Origin of the sequence: Georgenia satyanarayanai (assembly GCF_023715365.1) — a bacterium.
Classification (GTDB): Bacteria; Actinomycetota; Actinomycetes; order Actinomycetales; family Actinomycetaceae; genus Oceanitalea; species Oceanitalea satyanarayanai_B.
This window is the reverse complement of sequence record NZ_JAMBNZ010000001.1, coordinates 311,071-329,628: the sequence shown is the minus strand read 5'-3', so window position 1 is coordinate 329,628 and position 18,558 is coordinate 311,071. Positions and strand designations below refer to the sequence as shown.

Genomic DNA, 18,558 nt, shown 5'->3' with positions numbered 1-18,558 from the left:
GCTCCTCAGTAGGCGAAGGACAGGGTGGGCGCGGGCTGCTCGTCCTCGACGGGGCCGGCCGGCTCGAGGGGGGTGACGCCCTCGCGCACGTAGCGCCGGATGAGGCGGAACCACACGACGCCGAGGGCCGCGTACAGCAGCGTGAAGACGACGAGGGAGGTGAGGACGGTGCCGGGGGCAACGACGGTGGAGACGCCGTCGGTCGTGAGGAGCATGACCTGGTCCACCGGGTTGGCCGGGTTGAGGTGGACCACCCAGGGCTGGCGCCCCATCTCGGTGAAGATCCACCCGAAGCTCGAGGCGAGGAAGGGCATGGGCAGCGCGAGGAGGCACAGCCTCGAGAACCACACGGAGTCGGTGATCCGGCCCTTGCGCAGCAGCCAGAAACCGGCGACGGCGAGGGCCGCGGAGCCGGCGGCGAGGCCGATCATGAGCCGGAAGCTCCAGAAGGAGATGAAGAGGTTGGGGTAGAGCTCGGTGTCCTCGTCCACGCCGTCGAGGTCGCCGTAGAGCTCCATCTGCTGGGCCTGGACGTCGGCGACGCCGGGCAGGTAGCTGTCGGGGCCGGTGAAGGAGCCGGTGCCGAGGAATGAGGTGAGGAAGGGGATCTCGAGGACGTGCTTGATGTCCTCGCAGTCGTTGCTGCCGGGGATGCCGATCGACAGGAGCGAGAAGCCCACGCCCTCCCCGCCCTGGCAGACCGCCTCGGCGGCGGCCATCTTGCCGGGCTGCTGCTCGTACATGAGCTTGCCCTGGACGTCGCCGCTGGCGATGACGCCGAGGCCGGCGACGAGCGTCGCGACGAGCCCGAGGTACGCGCCGGGACGCCACACCTGGCGGGCCTCGTCGGTGTTCCCGGAGCGGGTGGCACGCACTATCCACCAGCCGCAGATGCCGGCGACGAAGGTGCCCGCCACGAGGAAGGAGGCGGTGATCGTGTGGGCGTAGGCGGCGACGAGGGTGTTGTTCGTCATCACCTCGAGGAAGCCCCCGACCCCGTCGAGCTCCGCACGGCCGGTGTCGGGGTTGTAGACGGCGCCCACCGGGTGCTGCATCCACGAGTTGGCCGCGAGGATCCAGTAGGCCGACAGCGAGGTGCCGACGGCGACGGCCCAGATGCACGCGTTGTGCAGCCACCGCGGCAGCTTGCCCTCGCCGAAGACCCACAGGCCGAGGAAGGTCGACTCGAGGAAGAAGGCGGCCAGCGCCTCGATGGCGAGGGGCGCCCCGAAGATGTCGCCGACGAAGCGGGAGTACTCCGACCAGTTCATCCCGAACTGGAACTCCTGGACGATGCCGGTGGCGACGCCGAGGGCGAAGTTGATGAGGAGGACCTTGCCGAAGAACTTCGTCAGCCGGTGCCAGTGCGCCTTGCCGGTCCGCACCCACGCGGTGTGCATGATCGCGACGAGCGGGGAGAGCCCGATCGTCAGTGGCACGAGGACGAAGTGGTAGACGGTCGTGATTCCGAACTGCCAGCGAGCCAGGTCGAGCGCTTCCACTGCGGGTCTCCTCGGTCGTGAAGGTGCCCCGACCGGGCACATCGCCACCGTAGGAATCAGGGGAAATGCCCCCGTGGGACCAAGGTCCTGGCGACGGGCCGGGTGTCCTCCGCGCCGCGCGGGACCCGCTGTGCGATACTTCTCGTGGTCGAGGGACAGGTCCACACCCCGTTCACCGGCCCGACGACGACGTAGGTACTCGCCTCGACTTCGCGCCGCCTCACCATCCGGGTGAGTGCGCTGCTTGCTGAAGCGGCGGGAGGCCTCGCCGGACGTCCTCCGGGACGGACGAGCGGCGCCTGCGAAGCCGTTGCCGTCCGAGCAGTGCCACCCGGCGCGGTGAGGACGTGAACAGATGACTTCCGTCCCCGGCTCCCGCCGGTGACGACGAATACGCTGCGGCGCTGGTGGTGTGGACGGCGACCGCGGCGAGGGAAACACTCACATGACGACCACACCTGACGCCGGTTCGGCACAGCCCGCCGAGCAGCCCAAGCGACGCCGCGTCACCCGGGCCACGACGGCCCCGGCGCCCGCCGAGCAGGCGCCCGCCGAGCCGCAGGCCGCGGCCGAGCCGCAGCCCGAGGCAGCGAAGGCGCCGCGCAAGCGCGCGCCCCGCAAGACGCCCGCCACCGCGGACACGACGGACACCGCCAGCGCCACCGACGCGACCACCGACGAGGGGGAGACCGCCCCCGCCGCGCCCCGCAAGCGCGCCCCCCGGGCCCGCAAGGCGCCCGTCGCCGACGACGCCGCGACCGAGGAGGGCGCTCCCGCCCCGGCGAAGCGCGCGCCCCGGGCCCGCAAGACCGCTGCGCCGGCCGAGTCCGCCGCTGCCGAGCAGGCGCCGGCCGCCGAGACCGCAACCCCCGCCGCCGAAGCCACGGCCCCCGCCGCCGAGGCGACGGCCCCCGCCGCCGAGGCCGCCGCCCCGGTCAAGCGCGCCCCGCGCCGCCGGACCGCCAAGGCCGCCGAGCCCGCCGCCGCCGAGCCCGCCGCGAAGGCCACCGAGCCCGCCCCCGCCGAGCCCGCCGCGAAGGCCACCGAGCCCGCCCCCGCCGAGCCCGCCGCGAGCGACGCCGCGAAGGCCACCGAGCCCGCCGCCGCCGAGCCCGCCGCGAGCGACGCCGCCAAGGCCACCGACGTGCCGGCGACCACCGCCGCCCCCGAGCCCGCCGCGAGCGACGCCGCCGAGAGCACCGACGCGCCGGTGAGCACCGACACCCCGGCGCCCGCCAAGGCGCCCCGCAAGGCCCGTGCCACCAGGACCACGGCCGCCGCGACGACGGAGGTGGCCGCCGAGGCCGCCCCGAAGACCGCGGCGACGGACGCCGCCGCCGACACCGCTCCCGAGAAGCCCGCCCGCGGGCGCAGCCGCCGCGCGAGCGCCGCCACCGGGGCGCCCGCCGAGTCCGCCCCCGCCGAGTCCGCCCCCGCCGCCGTGCCCGCGCGCGGCTCCCGTGCAAAGGCCGCCCCGGCCCGGGACGCGGACGCCGCCGAGCAGCCCGTCGAGGAGGCGGCGCAGCCCGCCGCCGACGAGACCGCCGAGCAGGCCCCGCCAGCGCGGTCGCGCTCGCGCCGCCCGGTCCGCGACGACGCGCAGAAGCTCGACGTCCTCGCCTCCTTCAGCGCCGCCGAGCCCGCAGCAACGGACGTCGACGAGGAGGAGACCGACGAGGAGGAGGAGGACGTCCGCCTGCCCGCGACGGCCCTGCTCTTCCAGGCGCCGGACCCCAGCCGCGCCCGCCGCCGCTCCCGCGCCGAGGGTGGTGCCCCGCGCCGCCGTACGGCCACCACCGAGGAGCCCGCCGCCACGCCCGAGGAGCCGGCCGCCGAGCCCGCCCCCGCGCCGGCCGACGAGCCCGCCGAGGCGACCGACGAGACTGCCGAGGCGACCGACACCGACTCCACCGACGCCGAGAGCGGCGACGGCAACGGTGAGGGCGGCGGCGCGCGCCGTCGTCGTCGTCGTGGGGGACGGGGCCGCCGCAACCGCGGTGGCAACGGCCGCGACGAGTCGACCGACGAGTCCGAGGACTCCGACGACACCGAGGAGGAGGCCGCCGAGGGGGCCGACGCCCCGGACACCGACGCGCACGGGGCGGACGCCCAGGACGACTCTGACGAGGCGGACGACAGCGACGACCAGGGCGACTCCGATGACGACGGCGAGGGCGCCAGCCGCCGTCGTCGCCGGCGCCGCCGCAGCCGCGGTGACGACGGCTCGGCCACGTCCCGCGAGGGGCGCGCCGCGCGCGACGAGATCACCGCGCTCAAGGGCTCCACGCGCCTGGAGGCCAAGCGTCAGCGCCGCCGCGACGGACGCGACGCCGGGCGTCGCCGCACGACGATCACCGAGGCCGAGTTCCTCGCCCGCCGCGAGGCCGTCGACCGCGACATGGTCGTGCGGGAGCGCGACGGCCGGACCCAGATCGCGGTCCTCGAGGACGGGGTGCTCGTCGAGCACTACGTCGCCCAGCAGACGCAGACCTCGATGGTCGGCAACGTCTACCTCGGCCGGGTGCAGAACGTCCTGCCGAGCATGGAGGCCGCCTTCGTCGACCTGGGCAAGGGGCGCAACGCCGTCCTGTACGCCGGTGAGGTCAACTGGGACGCGATGGGCAAGGAGGGCCAGCCCCGTCGTATCGAGGCGGCGCTGTCCTCCGGGGACCCCGTGCTCGTCCAGGTCACCAAGGACCCGATCGGTCACAAGGGCGCCCGCCTCACCTCGCAGGTGACCCTCGCCGGCCGCTACCTCGTGCTCGTGCCCTCGGGCGCGATGACCGGCATCTCCCGCAAGCTCCCGGAGAACGAGCGCGCCCGCCTCAAGAAGCTGCTCAAGCAGATCGTCCCCGAGGGGGCGGGCGTCATCGTGCGCACCGCCGCCGAGGGTGCGAGCGAGGAGCAGCTGCGCGCCGACGTCGAGCGCCTCACCGCGCAGTGGGCCGAGATCGAGGCCGCTGCCGCGTCGACGAAGTCCGCGCCCGTGCTCCTCAAGGGGGAGCCGGAGCTCGCCGTGCGCGTGGTCCGCGACGTCTTCAACGAGGACTTCCGCTCTCTCATCGTCTCCGGTGACGGCGCGTGGGGCACCATCTCCACCTACGTCGGTCAGCTGTCCCCGGACCTCGCCGACCGGATGCACCACTGGACCGACCAGCGTGACGTCTTCGCCGAGCACCGCATCGACGAGCAGCTGGCCAAGGGCATGGACCGCAAGGTCTACCTGCCCTCCGGCGGTTCCCTCGTCATCGACCGCACCGAGGCGATGACGGTCGTCGACGTCAACACCGGCAAGTTCACCGGCTCGGGCGGCACGCTCGAGGAGACGGTGACGAAGAACAACCTCGAGGCCGCCGAGGAGATCGTCCGCCAGCTCCGGCTGCGGGACATCGGCGGCATCATCGTCATCGACTTCATCGACATGGTGCTCGAGTCCAACCGCGATCTCGTGATGCGTCGACTCGTCGAGTGCCTGGGCCGTGACCGCACCCGCCACCAGGTGGCGGAGGTGACCTCGCTGGGGCTCGTCCAGATGACCCGCAAGCGGGTGGGCCAGGGCCTCGTCGAGGCCTTCAGCGAGCCCTGCGAGCACTGCGGTGGACGCGGCTTCATCGTCCACGACCACCCCGTGGAGAAGGGCTCGGCCTCCTCAGCCGCTGAGGGTGAGGGCGGCAACCGTCGTCGCAAGCAGCGTGGCGCCGCCCCCACCAGTGGCCGTCCCGCCGAGGTGGCCGTCCCGGCCGCCGCGCCCGCTCCCGTCTCGGACGACCCCGAGGCCGTCGCCGCCCGGGAGGCCGTCAAGGCCACCCTCGCGACGATCGCCGCCGCCGCCGCCCAGGCTCACGCCGAGGACGAGGACGGCACGTCGATCGATGCCGCACCGGACGCTGCACCCGCCCAGCAGAAGGCACCCGCGCAGCAGAAGGCACCGCGCCGCGAGCGCGCCGCGGAGCCGAGCACGGTGCCGCTGCCCGCGGCCCGGGCGTCCGAGCCCGCGTCCGACGCGCCCCGGTCCGCGGAGGAGGTGCGCGCCTCGCTCGAGGCCCTCGCCGCCGCGCTGCCCGCCGGACGTGAGGACGCCGCTCCCGCCGTGGAGAAGGACGGCGCGGTGCAGGAGGCCGCACCGGCCGAGGCCACGTCCGAGGCGGCACCCGCGGAGGCGCCGGCCAAGGCGCCCCGGGCGAGGGGCGGACGTCGCCGTACGACGGCCCCGACCACGGCTCCGGCGCCCGCCCAGGACGCCGCGCCCGCCGAGTCCGCTGCCCCCGTCAAGGACGCGGCACCCGCCCAGGACGCCGCGCCCGTGACGGACACCGCCCCCGGCCGAGAGGCTGCGCCCGCCCAGGCCGCTACCCAGGACGCCGTCCCGGCAAAGGACCCGGCGCCCGCACAGGACCCGGCCCCCAGCGCGGACTCGCAGGGCGCGGGGAACGACGCCCAGGAGCAGTCCGGCACGCGCAAGCGCCGCTCGCGCCGCGTCACCTCCGGCGGTCCGATCACGGCCTGAGCCTCAGGCGTCCTCACCCGCCCCGTGCTCGTCACGGGGCGGGTGAGCCGTTGAGTCCCCGCTGTGCTCGGCGCACCGCCTCGTCCACCCGGGGGAGCAGGTGCATGGTGGCCTGCGCGGACAGGTTCCCGTGCTCGGCCGCCCACTGCCGCAGCGCGGCCACGAGGCGCAGCTGCGCCCGGGCGTCGAGCGTGGCGGGCAGCAGCCAGGCCGGGTGGCAGAAGCCCGGCAGCGCCGCGACGACGACCTCCACACCCGTCACCCGGACGACGGCGTCCTGCGGCTCGAGCTGCCGCTCCGCGCCCACGAGGACGAGCTCGTCGGGCGTCAGCCACGCCTCCGCCTCGGTGTCGAGGTAGGTGAGCAGGTGGGCGCGCACCCGCGGGACCCGCGCGCGGATCGCGGGGTGCGCCGCGGTCGGTGCGGACGCGAAGAAGGACGAGAGGAGCTGCGCCCCCGACAGCGGTACCCGTGCGTCGTCGTCCATGTGCGAAGCGTCCCACCGCTCACCGACATCGCTCCGGCTTGTCGCTGCGCGCGGCCGGTGCGAGGGTACGCAGATGGGGAGCGTGCTTGAAAACAGACCAGTCAGCGCGGAGGACGCTTCCGCGCGACCCACTCTCAGCGGGTGGCGGGTGGTGCGCCATTTCCTGCGCACCGCGCTGCGCACCGGGGCCATGCCCGTCGGTGCCAATATCATCAGCCGGATCGTCGATGTCGCCGAGGAGATGGACCACCACCCGGACCTCGACCTGCGGTACGGGACGCTCTACGTCTCGGTGACCACACACTCACGTGGCACGTTGACCGAGGCGGACGTCGCGCTCGCCGAGCGCATCTCCGGGATCGCCGAGGAGCTCGGCGTGCCGCTCGCGCCCGGCCGCGTCAACGACCTCGAGATCGGGATCTCCGTCATCAATCCCGAGCGTGTCCGCGCCTTCTGGTCGGCGGTGCTGGGGTACAAGGAGGACGACGGCGAGCTCTCCGACCCGCACGGGCGGCTGCCCCACGTGTGGTTCCACCGCGTGCCGGCGCAGCCGCCCCACGGTGACCTCGAGCTCGACGTCCACGTGCCGCACGACGTCGCGGAGGACCGGGTGCGGGCGGCGGTGGCCGCGGGCGGGCGGCTGGTGTCCGACGCGGAGGCGCCCGCGCGCTGGGTCCTCGCCGACCCCGAGGGCGCCGAGGTCCGCGTGTGCACGTGGCACGACCGGCACTGAGTATGCTGGGCGCGCGCCCGGTTGCACTGTGCGCGGAACCACACCGTTCTCCCGGTGCTGGCGCGGCTGGGCCATTTGCTCGGCGCGGGTGCGCGGCGTACTCTTGAACGTCGGTGCGTCCCGGACGCGCCCTCCCTTGTGCGCCCCGCGCACCGGCTCGGCCGGTGAGTGCCGGGCCCCGTAACGACAGAGATGAGCAGCAACGTGGTGTACGCGATCGTCAAGGCCGGCGGCCGACAGGAGAAGGTGTCCGTCGGCGACGTCGTCGTCATGAACAGGGTTGACGGCAAGGTTGGGGACACCGTCAACCTCACCCCGCTCATGCTCGTGGACGGCGACAAGGTGACCACCGGGACGGACGACCTCGCGAAGGTCACCGTCACCGCAGAGATCGTGCGCGCAGAGCGCGGCAAGAAGATCACGATCATGAAGTTCAAGAACAAGACCGGCTACCGCAAGCGCCAGGGTCACCGCCAGGAGCTGACCCGCATCAAGGTCACCGGCATCAAGTAGTCCGCGGCCCCCGGGCCAGCACACCCCCGTTCGCACCACACGAAAGCAGGACTGAGATGGCAACGAAGAAGGGCGCCAGCTCCACCCGGAACGGCCGCGACTCGAACGCGCAGCGCCTCGGCGTCAAGCGCTTCGGTGGCCAGGTCGTCAACGCCGGCGAGATCATCGTCCGCCAGCGCGGCACCAAGTTCCACCCCGGCGACAACGTCGGCCGTGGCAAGGACGACACCCTGTTCGCCCTCGCCGCCGGCGCCGTCGAGTTCGCCACGCGCCGTGGCCGCAAGACGGTCAACATCGTCGCGGCCGAGGCCTGATCGACAGCGCTTCGCACGTCCCGGCGGGGGGGGGGGGGGCGCGGCGCGGGGTGCGCGGGGGGGGGGCGGACGCCCCGCGCCGCCCCCCCCCGCTTCCGTACCCGGCCCCAGGAGGAACCATGGCCAGCTTCGTCGACCGCGTCGTGCTGCACGTCGCCGGCGGCAACGGTGGCAACGGCGTCGCCTCCATCCGTCGTGAGAAGTTCAAGCCGCTCGGGGGCCCCGACGGTGGCAACGGCGGCAGGGGCGGTGACGTCATCCTCGAGGTCGACCCGCAGACGACGACGCTGCTCGCCTACCACCACTCCCCGCACCGGCGCGCCACGAACGGCAGCCAGGGCGCCGGGGACATGCGCAACGGGAAGAGCGGCCAGGACCTCGTCCTCGCGGTGCCGGACGGCACGGTCGTCAAGACCGCCGACGGCGAGGTGCTGGCCGACCTCGTCGGTGCCGGCACCCGCCTCGTCGCCGCCGCCGGCGGACGTGGCGGCCTGGGCAACGCCGCCCTCGCCTCCCCGCGCCGCAAGGCCCCCGGCTTCGCCCTCCTCGGCGAGGAGGGGGAGACGGCCGAGCTCGTGCTCGAGCTCAAGAGCGTCGCGGACGTCGCGCTCGTCGGCTTCCCCAGCGCCGGCAAGTCGAGCCTCATCGCGGCGCTGTCCGCGGCCCGGCCGAAGATCGCCGACTACCCCTTCACCACGCTGGTGCCCAACCTCGGCGTCGTCCAGGCGGGCGACGAGCGCTTCACCGTCGCGGACGTCCCCGGGCTCATCCCCGGCGCGAGCCAGGGCAAGGGCCTGGGCCTGGACTTCCTGCGCCACATCGAGCGCTGCGCCGTCATCGTCCACGTCCTCGACTGCGCCACCCTCGAGCCGGGCCGCGACCCGGTGAGCGACCTCGACACCATCGAGGCCGAGCTGGCCGCCTACGCCGAGGACCTCACCGTGAGCGGCCGGCAGCCGCTGGGCGAGCGGCCGCGCGTCGTCGTCCTCAACAAGATCGACGTGCCGGAGGCCCGTGAGCTCGCCGAGATGGTGCGCGGTGAGCTCGAGGGGCGCGGCCTGCCCGTCCACGAGGTCTCCGCCGCGAGCCACGAGGGTCTGCGCCCGCTGTCCTTCGCCCTCGCCGGCCTCGTCGCCGAGGCACGGGCCGCCGCGCCGCCCGCCGAGCCGGCCCGCGTCGTGCTGCGCCCGCGTGCCGTCGACGACGCGGGGTTCACCGTCACCCGTCGCAACCGCCACGAGGGCTACTTCTTCCAGATCCGCGGCTCCAAGCCGGAGCGGTGGGTCCGCCAGACCGACTTCGCCAACGACGAGGCCGTCGGCTTCCTCGCCGACCGTCTCGCGCGGCTGGGCATCGAGGACGAGCTCTTCAAGGCCGGCGCCACGCCCGGCGACGAGGTCGTCATTGGCCCCGTCGAGGGCGGGGTGATCTTCGACTGGGAGCCCACGATGGCCACCGGCGCGGAGCTGCTCGGCCCTCGCGGCAGCGACCTGCGTCTGGAGGACGCCGCGTACGCCCCGCGCTCCACGCGCGCCGACAAGCGCCGCCAGTACCAGGACCGGATGGACGCCAAGACCGCTGCTCGCGAGGAGCTGTGGACCGAGCGCGAGTCCGGACACTGGGCCACGCCCGAGGCCGAGGACCCGTCCACGGCACAATAGGGCCGTGACCCCGCCACTGCTCGACCGCTCCGCGATGGCCGACGCCGGGAGGGTCGTCGTCAAGATCGGCTCCTCGTCGCTCACCGCGCCGGGCGGCCGGCTGGACCTCGACCGGATCCACCGGCTCGTGGCCGTCGTCGCCGAGCGGCGGGCCGCCGGCCAGGAGGTCGTCCTGGTCTCCTCCGGTGCGATCGCGGCGGGCATCGCCCCGCTCGGGCTGCCGATGCGGCCCACGGACCTCGCCACCGCCCAGGCCACCGCGTCGGTGGGACAGGGACTGCTCGTGGCCCGGTACACCGAGGCCTTCGCCGAGCACGGCCGCCGCGTGGGCCAGGTGCTCCTCACGGCCGAGGACCTCATCCGGCGCCAGCACTACCGCAACGCGCAGCGTGCCCTGGAGCGGCTGCTCGCGCTCGGCGTCGTGCCGATCGTCAACGAGAACGACACCGTCGCCACCGACGAGATCCGCTTCGGGGACAACGACCGCCTTGCGGCGCTCGTCGCGCACCTCGTCCGTGCCGACGCGCTCGTCCTTCTCACCGACGTCGACGGCCTCTACGACGGCCCGCCCTCGCGGCCCGGCGCCCGCCGCATCCCCGAGGTCCGCAGCGAGGATGATCTCGCCGGCGTCGAGGTGACCGGGCGCGGCACGTCGATCGGCACCGGCGGCATGGTGACGAAGCTCGAGGCCGCCTCGATCGCCACGAGCGCCGGCGTGCCCGTCATCCTCACGGCCGCCGACAACGCCGAGCGAGCCCTGCTGGGGGAGCCGGTGGGCACGTGGTTCGCCGCCACCGGCCGCCGCAAGAGCACCCGGCGGCTGTGGCTGGCCCACGCCGCGCGCACGAGCGGGCGCCTCGTCCTGGACGACGGCGCGATCCACGCCATCACCCACGGCAAGCGCTCCCTCCTCGCGGCGGGCATCACCGGCGTCGAGGGCGACTTCGAGCCGGGCGACCCGGTCGAGCTCGCCAGCTCCGGCGGCGTCGTCACCGCCCGCGGTCTCGTCGCCTACAGCGCGGGCGAGGTCCGCGAGATGCAGGGACGGACGACGACGGAGCTCCAGGAGCGGGACGGGACCGCCCACCCGCGGCCGGTCGTCCACCGCGACGACCTCGTCATCGTCTCCCGCTACTAGGAACCCGCGGGCCAGCTGTCCGGTGCGTCCTCGCCGCCCTCGACGACGTCCTCCTGGGCGCCAGAAAGCGCGGTCCAGTCGTCTTTGGGGCGGTAGCCGAGCTCGAGCATGGTGTTGGTGAGGTCCCAGCGGCGGTTGGGGTTGTCCGAGACCGCGTAGTAGACGCCGTAGGGGACCTCGGCCTCGATGGCGCGGCGGACCACGTGCTCGCAGTCGTCCGGGCTCAGCCACATCGCCCGGAGCACGTCCTCGTCGGCGTCGAGGGGGTCGTCGGTGTACCAGCCGATGCGCAGGGCGATGAACTCCAGGCCGTGCTCGTCGTGGTAGAACCGCCCGATCGTCTCCCCGAAGACCTTCGACACCCCGTAGAGGGAGTCGGGGCGCGGCAGGTGGTGGGGGTAGACCGGCCACTCACGGTGCCGGTCGTACATCCCCATCGCGTGGTTGGAGGAGGCGAAGACGACGCGCCGCACGCCGGCCTCCCGCGCGGCCTCGAGGACGTTGCGGGTGCCGACGATGTTCGCGGCGAGCACCGCGTCCCACTCGGACTCGGGGGAGGCGGCCCCCGCCAGGTGGACGACGACGTCGATACCGTCCATCAGCCCGAGCACCTCGTCGTAGTCGTCGAGGTCGGCAATGTTGAGCGTCTCCTCCTGCTCCTCGGTGGCCGGGTGGCGCCCGTGGGTCACGAGGTCGTAGTCGCCGCCGAGGCGCTCCTCGAGGAGCACTCCGATGCCGCCGGTCGCACCCGTGAAAAGGACCCTGGTCCGTCGCGTGTTCGAGCTCATGGCCACCATCGTGCAGCGGGACCCGGGCGCTCGCCTCCGCAGGCGCTTCTCAGCGGGTGGGCGCCGCGTCCTCCCGCGGTGCGGGCCCCACCGGCTCCTCGGGTGGGGCCGGGACCGCACAGACGCCGTCGACGCACACGGCGGCGTCCTCGGCACCCACCATCGTGAGGCCGGCGGGCGGCGGGAAGGCGGGCAGCAGCGGCTCGGTCACCGGACCGTCACCGCCTCGCTGCGGACCTGCTCGAGGGCCTGGGTGAAGACGGCCGGCTGCTGCGCGCCGGACACGCCGTACTTCCCGCCCATGACGAAGAAGGGCACACCCTGGATGCCGTAGACGCGGGCCTGGGCGATGTCGGCGGCGACGGCGTCGGCGTGCGTCCCCTCCTCCAGGGCGGTCCGCAGGGTGTCGGCGTCGAGCCCGGCCTCGGCGCCGAGCGCGACGAGCTCCTCGACCTTGCCGACGTGGCGGCCCTGGACGAAGTAGGCCTCGAACAACTTCTCGACGAGCTCGAGCTGGCGGCCCTGCTCGCGGGCGTGGTGCAGGGCCTGGTGGGCCAGCAGCGTCCTCGTCTGGTGGACGGAGCCAAAGTCGTAGTCCAGGCCCACCTCGGCGGCGATCGAGGTCACCTGCTGGAGCATCTGCTCGACCTGCTCGCGGGGCATGCCCTTGTGCCGGGAGAGGAAGTCCGCGGCGCTGCCCTCGAAGTCGACCGGCGTGTCTGGGGCGAGCTCGAAGGAGTGGTAGGTGACGGTGACGTCGCCGTCGAAGGCGGCGACCCCGGCCTCGAACTTGCGCTTGCCGATGTAACACCAGGGGCAGGCGATGTCGGACCAGATGTCGACATGGATGGGTGAGGTGGTCATACCTGCGCCAACCACGGGCGCCGCCGGCTTCTTCCCGAGGGCGTCCCTCAGGCCCGCGCGGTGGTCCCTCAGGCCCGCGCGGTGTAGGTGAGGCAGTCGGCCGCGGACCCTCCGGCGCCCACGCGGATCGCGCTCGCCGTGCACTCGAGGTCGGCGTTGTGGACGCAGTCGGTGCGCTGGCAGGCGCCGACGTGGGCGAGCACCGTGTCCAGGCCACCCTTGGTGCCCAGCGGGATGAAGGTGACGCACGCGGCGTCGCCCCTCGCCCCGGCGATGGTGACCGCCGCCGCGTGACAGTCGTGGTCGTGGTTGAACCCGCAGCCGGTCACGGTGCAGTCGGTGACCGGGGGCAGCTCCGCCAGAGCGCTCATCGTCGTGCTCCTCGTCGTCTCCGTGGCACCCGTCTCGTCGCGGGCGTCGTGGGAACGACAATAGTCCGAAATGACGAAGAAAGCAGCAGGAAAAGGCGCGCGAATTAGGTGAGGAAAGCCTTACCTCAGCAATTCCGATAAACGCAACGGCGGCGTGTCTCAACCCGTCAGGCGGTCTTCTTGCTCGCCGTCTTCTTACGGGTGGTCGCGGCCGTCTTCTTCTTCGCGGCCGGCTTCTTCTCCTCGTCCTTGGAGGAGGAGGAGGATGAGGCCGACTTCTTCGCGGTCGACGACGACGTCGCCTTCGGCGTGGAGCTGCCGGAGCCGGACCCCGACCCGGACTTCTTCTCCTTGGCGGCGGAGACGGAGCGGCGCAGGGCCTCCATGAGGTCGAGGACCTCGGCCTCCTCACCCTCCTCGCGGTCGGTGCCGAAGGTCTCCTCGGTGTCCACGGTGTCGCCCTGCTCGAGCTTGGCCTCGACGAGGGTACGCAGCTGCGCCTGGTACTCGTCGGTGTACTCGGAGGGGTCGAAGTCGCCGGAGAAGTTCTCGACGAGCGCCTGGCTCATCTCGAGCTCCTTGGCGCTGATGCGGACGTCCTTGTCGACGCCGGCGAAGTCGGGCTCGCGCACCTCGTCGTCCCACAGGAGGGTCTGGAGGAGCATGACGTCCTCGCGCACGCGCAACGCCCCGAGCTGGGTGCGCTGGCGCAGCGTGAAGGACACGATCGCCGTCCGCTCGGTCTCCTCCAGCGTGCGGCGCAACAGCGCGTAGGACTTCGCTGAGGTCGAGGCCGGGGCGAGGTAGTAGGTCTTGGCCATCATGATGGGGTCGACCTGGTCGCTGGGGACGAACTGGAGGATCTCGATCTCGCGCGACTTCTCGGTCGGCAGCTCCGAGAGCTCGTCGTCGGTGATGACGACGGTCCGGTCGCCGTCGTCGAAGGCCTTGTTGATGTGGTCCCACTCGACCGGCTCCCCGCAGATCTCGCAGCGCCGCTGGTAGCGGATCCGCCCGCCGTCGGCGTCGTGCACCTGGTGCAGGCGGATGTCGTGGCTCTCCGTGGCGCTGAAGACCGAGATGGGGACGTTGACGAGCCCGAAGGTGATCGAGCCCTTCCAGATCGCGCGCATGCTGCCTCCTCGCCGGCGGGGCCGGCCCTCGTCCGTCTGCCCCCAGTGAAGTGCCCGTACCGTACTCCCGCCAGCGGAGATCCGGGAGAGGGGGCGCCCAAAACCCGGACGGGACGGGGCCTTGCCACCTACGGTGGAGCCGGCGCAACGACGCGCGAGAGGAGCGGGTGTGGAGATCTGGCTGTGGGTGGTCACGGCGCTGGTGGCGGTCGTCTTCCTCGGGTCGGGGGTCTCGAAGGTCGTCAGCTCACGGCAGGCGCTCTACGACAGCGGCATGTCCTACGTCCAGGACGTCCACCCGGTGGCGCTCAAAGCGATCGGGCTGCTCGAGCTCACGGGCGCTCTCGGCCTGGTGCTGCCGCCGGTGCTCGAGCGCTCGGTCCACCTCGTGCCCATCGCCTCGGGGGCGCTCGCCGTCATGATGCTCGTCGCGACCGCCCTCCACCTGCGCCGCCGCGAGCCCTTTGTCGTCCCGCTCGCCCTGGCCGTCGTCGCCGGGGCGCTCACGGTGCTGCGGCTCACCGAGTACCCGGTGTAGGTGCGCGCCCGGCGCCCGCCGGGCAGCATGGCGCCATGGCGAAGGACAGCGGACCCACGGTCGTGCAGGTGGACGGCCACCGGCTGCGCCTGACGAACCTCGACAAGGTCCTCTACCCTGCCACCGGCACGACCAAGGCCGACGTCCTCGAGTACTACACGCGGATCGCGCCGGTCATGCTGCACCACTGCGCCGGCCGTCCCGCCACTCGCAAGCGCTGGCCCAACGGGACGGGCTCGGGGCAGGACCCGGGCCAGGTGTTCTTCCAGAAGAACGTCGAGTCCAGCGCGCCGGACTGGGTCGAGCGGGTGGAGATCCAGCACAGCGACCACGTCAACACCTACCCGCTCGTCGACAGCGCCGCGACGCTCGCCTGGCTCGCCCAGGTCGCGGCGCTCGAGGTCCACGTCCCGCAGTGGCGGGTGGGCAGCGACGGGAAGCGCCGCAACCCCGACCGCCTCGTCCTCGACCTCGACCCGGGGGAGGGCGCGGGCCTCGCCGAGTGCGTCGAGGTGGCCGTTCTGGCCCGCGACATCCTCCAGGGGATGGGGCTGGACCCGGTTCCGGTGACGAGCGGGTCCAAGGGCATCCACCTGTACTCCGCGCTGCCAGGTACGGCGACGTCGGACGAGGTGAGCGAGGTGGCCAAGGAGCTGGCCCGCTCCCTGGAGGCCGACCACCCCGACCTCGTCGTGTCGAACATGAAGAAGGAGCTGCGCCGCGGGAAGGTACTCGTCGACTGGTCGCAGAACAACGGGAACAAGACGACGATCGCGCCGTACTCCCTGCGGGGCCGGGAGCGGCCGATGGTTGCAGCCCCCCGGACGTGGCGCGAGCTCACCCACCCGAGGCTGCGCCACCTGGACCTGCGGGAGGTCGTCGAGCGCGTCGAGCGGCGCGGGGACCCGATGGCCGAGCTCGGGGAGGCCGCCGACCAGGCGGGCGGGCAGCCCAGGCGCGACCGCCTCGAGGTCTACCGCGCCAAGCGCGACGCGGCGCGGACGCCCGAGCCCGTGCCGGCCACCGTCGCTCCCGACGACGGCACGCTCGCCTTCGTCATCCAGGAGCACCATGCGAGCCGGCTGCACTGGGACCTGCGCCTGGCGCACGACGGCGTCCTCGTCAGCTGGGCGCTGCCCAAGTGCGTGCCGACCTCGCCGAGGAAGAACCACCTCGCGGTCCAGACCGAGGACCACCCGATGGAGTACCTCACCTTCTCCGGCGCCATTCCCAAGGGCGAGTACGGCGCCGGGGAGATGACGATCTGGGACACCGGGACGTTCACCTTCGAGAAGTGGCGGGAGGGCAAGGAGGCCATCGTCACGCTCACCGGGCAGGAGGACGGCGGTCTCGCCGGCCCGGATGGCCCGGGCCGCACGAGCCGCTTCGCGCTCATCCACACCGGCGGCCGGTCCGAGGACGAGTCCAACCACTGGCTCATCCACCTCATGTCACCCCCTGACGGCGCCCCCTCCGCCCCGGCCACCCGCCGAGAGGCGGACTCCTCGCCCTCGCGCCGACGGCCGGACTCCACCCGCCGAGGGCCGAGCTCCTCCTCCTCGCGCCGAGAGCCGAGCTCCTCGGCGCGGGAGACGGACGGCGCGTCCCCTGAGGCCGCGGCTCCGGAGTTCGTCGTCCCCATGCTCGCCACCCTCAGCGACGCGACGGTCCTGGACGCCTCGGCCGAGTGGGCGGTGGAGATGAAGTGGGACGGGGTGCGCGCCGTCGTCCTCGTCGAGGACGGAGCCGTGCGGCTCGTGGGCCGCAGCGGCCGGGAGGTCACCGACACCTACCCCGAGCTCTCCGGGCTCGCCGGGTGCGTCGACGCGCGCACCGCCGTGCTCGACGGGGAGATCGTTGCGCTCACCGACACCGGCCGCCCCGACTTCGGCCTGCTCCAGCAGCGCATCCAGCTCACCGACGCCCGCGCCATCGCCCGCGCCGCGAAGGAGAACCCGGTCCGCCTCATGCTCTTCGACGCCATCTCGGTCGACGGCACGAGCCTGCTGCGCCGCACCTACGACGAGCGGCGGGAGGTGCTCGAGGAGGTTGTCGACCCCAGCGGGTGCGCCCTCGTCGAGATCCCGCCCGCGTTCGACGGCGACCTCGAGGCGGCGGTCGCGGCCAGCCGCCAGTGGCAGCTCGAGGGCGTCGTGGCCAAGCGGCGCGACTCCGCCTACACGCCCGGACGCCGCAGCCGCTCGTGGCTGAAGATCAAGCATGCGAGCACCCAGGAGGCCGTCGTCGTCGGCTGGCGACCCGGGCAGGGCAACCGCGCCGGGAAGGTCGGCTCCCTCCTCCTCGCCCTGCCCGACGACGGCGAGCTGCGCTACATCGGGCGGGTCGGGACGGGCTTCTCCGAGCGGGACGCCGCCCGGTGGGCGAAGGAGCTCGGCCGCGAGGAGCGCACGACCGCCCCGCTGGAGGTGCCCCGGCCGGAGGCCCGCGACGCCCGCTGGGTGACGCCCCGCCGGGTGGCGGAGGTCGAGTTCGCCGAGTGGACATCCACCGGGCGGCTGCGCCACCCGCGGTGGCGCGGCTGGCGCCCGGACAAGGAGCCGGCCGACGTCGTCCTGGAGTCCTGAGCCCCCAGTCCGAGCACGTAGAGTGCGCTCGGACGAAAGGAGCTGGGATGGCGACTCGCGCGGTCCTCCGTGCCGACGACCTGTGGGCGGGCTACCCCGGGACGCACGTGCTGCGTGGGGTGAACCTCGAGATCCGGTCCGGCGACGCTCCGCTCGGCATCGTGGGGCCTTCCGGCGCCGGGAAGACGACGCTCGTGCGCGCCCTGCAGGGGCAGATCCGGCCGGTCCAGGGCACGGTCACCTTCAACGACCGCCCGGTCCACCGCCTGCCGCGCCGGGAGGGCAAGACCTTCAAGGCCTCGGTGCGCTTCACCTCCCAGGACTCCCTCACCGTCACCGACCCGCGGCTGACCGTCGCCCGCAGCCTCGGCCTCGCGCTGGGCGAGGCGCGCAAGGCGGGGCGGACCCACGCGACGTCGATGGGGGACCTGCTCGACGCCGTCGGGCTCCCCGCGACCTTCTCGAGCCGCCGGCTCGTCACGCTCTCGGGCGGGGAGAAGCAGCGCGTGGCAGTCGCGGCCGCGCTCGCGACCCGGCCGGAGATCCTCGTCCTGGACGAGCCGCTCACCGCCGTCGACCCGCAGTCCCGCGTCAACCTGGCCCGGCGGCTGGCGGGCCTGCTCGCCGAGCTCGACACCGCCGTGGTCCTCGTGTCCCACGACCTCGAGCTCGTCGAGCGCACCTGCCGCGAGGTCCATGTCCTCGCCGAGGGCACCGTCGTGGCCACCGGACCGCTGGGGGAGCTCCTCGGCGACATCGACCAGCACCCCACGGTCCGCGAGCTGGCCGAAGCCGCGCCGCTCGCCGTCCAGCGCTTCCGCTGACCCGCCCCACAGGTGCCGACAGCCGGAATCCTCCGCGGAGGAATCCGGCTGTCGGCGTAGGGGGCGGGGTGCGGCTCGGTCAGCTGGCGTCGCCGCTGGCGGCGCGGAACATCCACGCCTGCTTCTCCAGGCCGGTCGCGACCGTGACGAGAAGGTCGTGGCTCAGCGGGTCGCTCTCCTCGACGTCGTCGAGCTTGCCCTTGATGCGGTCGGCGACCGACTGGAGGCGCTCCTCGAACTGGCGGATGACCTTGTCGTCGGGGAGGCGGCCGTCCGAGAGCGACTCCACCTGCGTGGAGCTCGCCACGGTGGAGGCGCGGCCGTCCGGCTCACCGCCGATCGCGACGAGCCGCTCCGCGACGTCGTCGGAGGCGAGGCGCACCTGGTCGGTGACCTCGTCGAGCTGGAGGTGCACCGAGCGGAAGTGCGACCCGTAGATGTTCCAGTGGGCCTGCTTGGCCTGCAGGGACAGGTCGATGAGGTCGACGAGGGTCTCCTGGAGGCTGGTGAGGACCTTCTCCGTGGGCTTGGCAGCCATCTGCTCTCTCCCTTCCGCGGCGCACGTCCTGTGCGCGCGATGACGATGACGAACGCTGTCGA

17 protein-coding genes are annotated in these 18,558 nt (G+C 73.3%); 9 read left to right on the top strand and 8 right to left on the bottom strand.

What is annotated here, in order from left to right:
* Nucleotides 1-5 precede the first annotated feature (5 nt).
* Nucleotides 6-1,502, bottom strand: coding sequence for a cytochrome ubiquinol oxidase subunit I (locus M3148_RS01460; RefSeq protein ID WP_251302865.1), 1,497 nt, complete (start codon nucleotides 1,500-1,502; stop codon nucleotides 6-8).
* Between the two features lie 445 nt (nucleotides 1,503-1,947).
* Here M3148_RS01460 and M3148_RS01455 point away from each other — a divergent pair, with 445 nt between their 5' ends.
* Nucleotides 1,948-6,009 (top strand): Rne/Rng family ribonuclease, encoded by a 4,062-nt coding sequence (locus M3148_RS01455; protein ID WP_251302864.1) that lies wholly within the window; start codon nucleotides 1,948-1,950, stop codon nucleotides 6,007-6,009.
* Nucleotides 6,010-6,040: 31 nt separating this feature from the next.
* Here the strand turns inward: M3148_RS01455 and M3148_RS01450 are convergent, their stop codons facing one another.
* Nucleotides 6,041-6,496 (bottom strand): hypothetical protein, encoded by a 456-nt coding sequence (locus M3148_RS01450; RefSeq protein WP_251302863.1) that lies wholly within the window; start codon nucleotides 6,494-6,496, stop codon nucleotides 6,041-6,043.
* 73 nt (nucleotides 6,497-6,569) lie between these two features.
* On the opposite strand from M3148_RS01450, the gene M3148_RS01445 reads away from it, so the two are divergent.
* The 5 genes from M3148_RS01445 to proB all read left to right on the top strand — a co-directional run bounded on the left by M3148_RS01445 (nucleotide 6,570) and on the right by proB (nucleotide 10,855).
* On the top strand, nucleotides 6,570-7,229 hold the full coding sequence (locus M3148_RS01445; RefSeq protein WP_285882635.1) for a VOC family protein: 660 nt from the start codon (nucleotides 6,570-6,572) through the stop codon (nucleotides 7,227-7,229).
* A 204-nt stretch (nucleotides 7,230-7,433) separates the two neighbouring features.
* Entirely contained in the window at nucleotides 7,434-7,742 is a 309-nt protein-coding gene (gene rplU, locus M3148_RS01440) for a 50S ribosomal protein L21 (protein ID WP_251303009.1), read from the top strand.
* 56 nt (nucleotides 7,743-7,798) lie between these two features.
* A complete protein-coding gene (rpmA, locus tag M3148_RS01435) occupies nucleotides 7,799-8,056 on the top strand; it encodes a 50S ribosomal protein L27 (RefSeq protein ID WP_251302861.1) in 258 nt (85 codons plus the stop codon).
* Nucleotides 8,057-8,175: 119 nt separating this feature from the next.
* A complete protein-coding gene (gene obgE, locus M3148_RS01430; protein WP_251302859.1) occupies nucleotides 8,176-9,717 on the top strand; it encodes a GTPase ObgE in 1,542 nt (513 codons plus the stop codon).
* 34 nt (nucleotides 9,718-9,751) lie between these two features.
* On the top strand, nucleotides 9,752-10,855 hold the full coding sequence (gene proB / locus M3148_RS01425; RefSeq protein ID WP_251303008.1) for a glutamate 5-kinase: 1,104 nt from the start codon (nucleotides 9,752-9,754) through the stop codon (nucleotides 10,853-10,855).
* On the opposite strand, the gene M3148_RS01420 is transcribed toward proB, so the two are convergent.
* From M3148_RS01420 to ku, 5 genes are all read right to left on the bottom strand, one after another.
* On the bottom strand, nucleotides 10,852-11,643 hold the full coding sequence (locus M3148_RS01420; protein WP_251302858.1) for an NAD-dependent epimerase/dehydratase family protein: 792 nt from the start codon (nucleotides 11,641-11,643) through the stop codon (nucleotides 10,852-10,854). The genes proB and M3148_RS01420 overlap by 4 nt on opposite strands.
* Nucleotides 11,644-11,692: 49 nt before the next feature.
* Nucleotides 11,693-11,854, bottom strand: a complete 162-nt coding sequence (locus tag M3148_RS01415) for a hypothetical protein (protein WP_251302857.1) — start codon at nucleotides 11,852-11,854, stop codon at nucleotides 11,693-11,695.
* Nucleotides 11,851-12,507 (bottom strand): DsbA family oxidoreductase, encoded by a 657-nt coding sequence (locus tag M3148_RS01410; protein ID WP_251302856.1) that lies wholly within the window; start codon nucleotides 12,505-12,507, stop codon nucleotides 11,851-11,853. Before M3148_RS01410 ends, M3148_RS01415 begins: the two co-directional genes overlap by 4 nt.
* Before the next feature lie 68 nt (nucleotides 12,508-12,575).
* On the bottom strand, nucleotides 12,576-12,878 hold the full coding sequence (locus tag M3148_RS01405; RefSeq protein WP_251302855.1) for a DUF1540 domain-containing protein: 303 nt from the start codon (nucleotides 12,876-12,878) through the stop codon (nucleotides 12,576-12,578).
* Nucleotides 12,879-13,045: 167 nt separating this feature from the next.
* Nucleotides 13,046-14,011: a non-homologous end joining protein Ku gene (gene ku, locus M3148_RS01400; protein WP_251302854.1), complete on the bottom strand. Its 966-nt coding sequence runs from the start codon at nucleotides 14,009-14,011 to the stop codon at nucleotides 13,046-13,048.
* A gap of 169 nt (nucleotides 14,012-14,180) precedes the next feature.
* Between ku and M3148_RS01395 the strand changes: the two genes are divergently transcribed.
* The 3 genes from M3148_RS01395 to M3148_RS01385 are packed head-to-tail and all read left to right on the top strand — an operon-like array spanning nucleotide 14,181 to nucleotide 17,958.
* Complete coding sequence (locus tag M3148_RS01395; protein ID WP_251302853.1) at nucleotides 14,181-14,549, top strand: DoxX family protein; 369 nt, start codon at nucleotides 14,181-14,183, stop codon at nucleotides 14,547-14,549.
* Nucleotides 14,550-14,584: 35 nt separating this feature from the next.
* Nucleotides 14,585-17,134, top strand: a complete 2,550-nt coding sequence (locus tag M3148_RS01390) for an ATP-dependent DNA ligase (RefSeq protein WP_251302852.1) — start codon at nucleotides 14,585-14,587, stop codon at nucleotides 17,132-17,134.
* A 47-nt stretch (nucleotides 17,135-17,181) separates the two neighbouring features.
* A complete protein-coding gene (locus tag M3148_RS01385; RefSeq protein WP_251302851.1) occupies nucleotides 17,182-17,958 on the top strand; it encodes an ABC transporter ATP-binding protein in 777 nt (258 codons plus the stop codon).
* Between the two features lie 79 nt (nucleotides 17,959-18,037).
* On the opposite strand, the gene M3148_RS01380 is transcribed toward M3148_RS01385, so the two are convergent.
* Nucleotides 18,038-18,496, bottom strand: a complete 459-nt coding sequence (locus tag M3148_RS01380) for a Dps family protein (RefSeq protein WP_251302850.1) — start codon at nucleotides 18,494-18,496, stop codon at nucleotides 18,038-18,040.
* Nucleotides 18,497-18,558 lie beyond the last annotated feature (62 nt).

Bases quoted from the DNA above. Each gene is read 5' to 3' on its own strand.
- M3148_RS01455 (WP_251302864.1), top strand. From the start codon at position 1,948: ATGACGACCACACCTGACGCCGGTTCGGCACAGCCCGCCGAGCAGCCC.
- M3148_RS01450 (WP_251302863.1), bottom strand. From the start codon at position 6,496: ATGGACGACGACGCACGGGTACCGCTGTCGGGGGCGCAGCTCCTCTCG.
- M3148_RS01445 (WP_285882635.1), top strand. From the start codon at position 6,570: ATGGGGAGCGTGCTTGAAAACAGACCAGTCAGCGCGGAGGACGCTTCC.
- rpmA (WP_251302861.1), top strand. From the start codon at position 7,799: ATGGCAACGAAGAAGGGCGCCAGCTCCACCCGGAACGGCCGCGACTCG.
- obgE (WP_251302859.1), top strand. From the start codon at position 8,176: ATGGCCAGCTTCGTCGACCGCGTCGTGCTGCACGTCGCCGGCGGCAAC.
- proB (WP_251303008.1), top strand. From the start codon at position 9,752: ATGGCCGACGCCGGGAGGGTCGTCGTCAAGATCGGCTCCTCGTCGCTC.
- M3148_RS01420 (WP_251302858.1), bottom strand. From the start codon at position 11,643: ATGAGCTCGAACACGCGACGGACCAGGGTCCTTTTCACGGGTGCGACC.
- M3148_RS01410 (WP_251302856.1), bottom strand. From the start codon at position 12,507: ATGACCACCTCACCCATCCATGTCGACATCTGGTCCGACATCGCCTGC.
- M3148_RS01405 (WP_251302855.1), bottom strand. From the start codon at position 12,878: ATGAGCGCTCTGGCGGAGCTGCCCCCGGTCACCGACTGCACCGTGACC.
- ku (WP_251302854.1), bottom strand. From the start codon at position 14,011: ATGCGCGCGATCTGGAAGGGCTCGATCACCTTCGGGCTCGTCAACGTC.
- M3148_RS01390 (WP_251302852.1), top strand. From the start codon at position 14,585: ATGGCGAAGGACAGCGGACCCACGGTCGTGCAGGTGGACGGCCACCGG.
- M3148_RS01385 (WP_251302851.1), top strand. From the start codon at position 17,182: ATGGCGACTCGCGCGGTCCTCCGTGCCGACGACCTGTGGGCGGGCTAC.
- M3148_RS01380 (WP_251302850.1), bottom strand. From the start codon at position 18,496: ATGGCTGCCAAGCCCACGGAGAAGGTCCTCACCAGCCTCCAGGAGACC.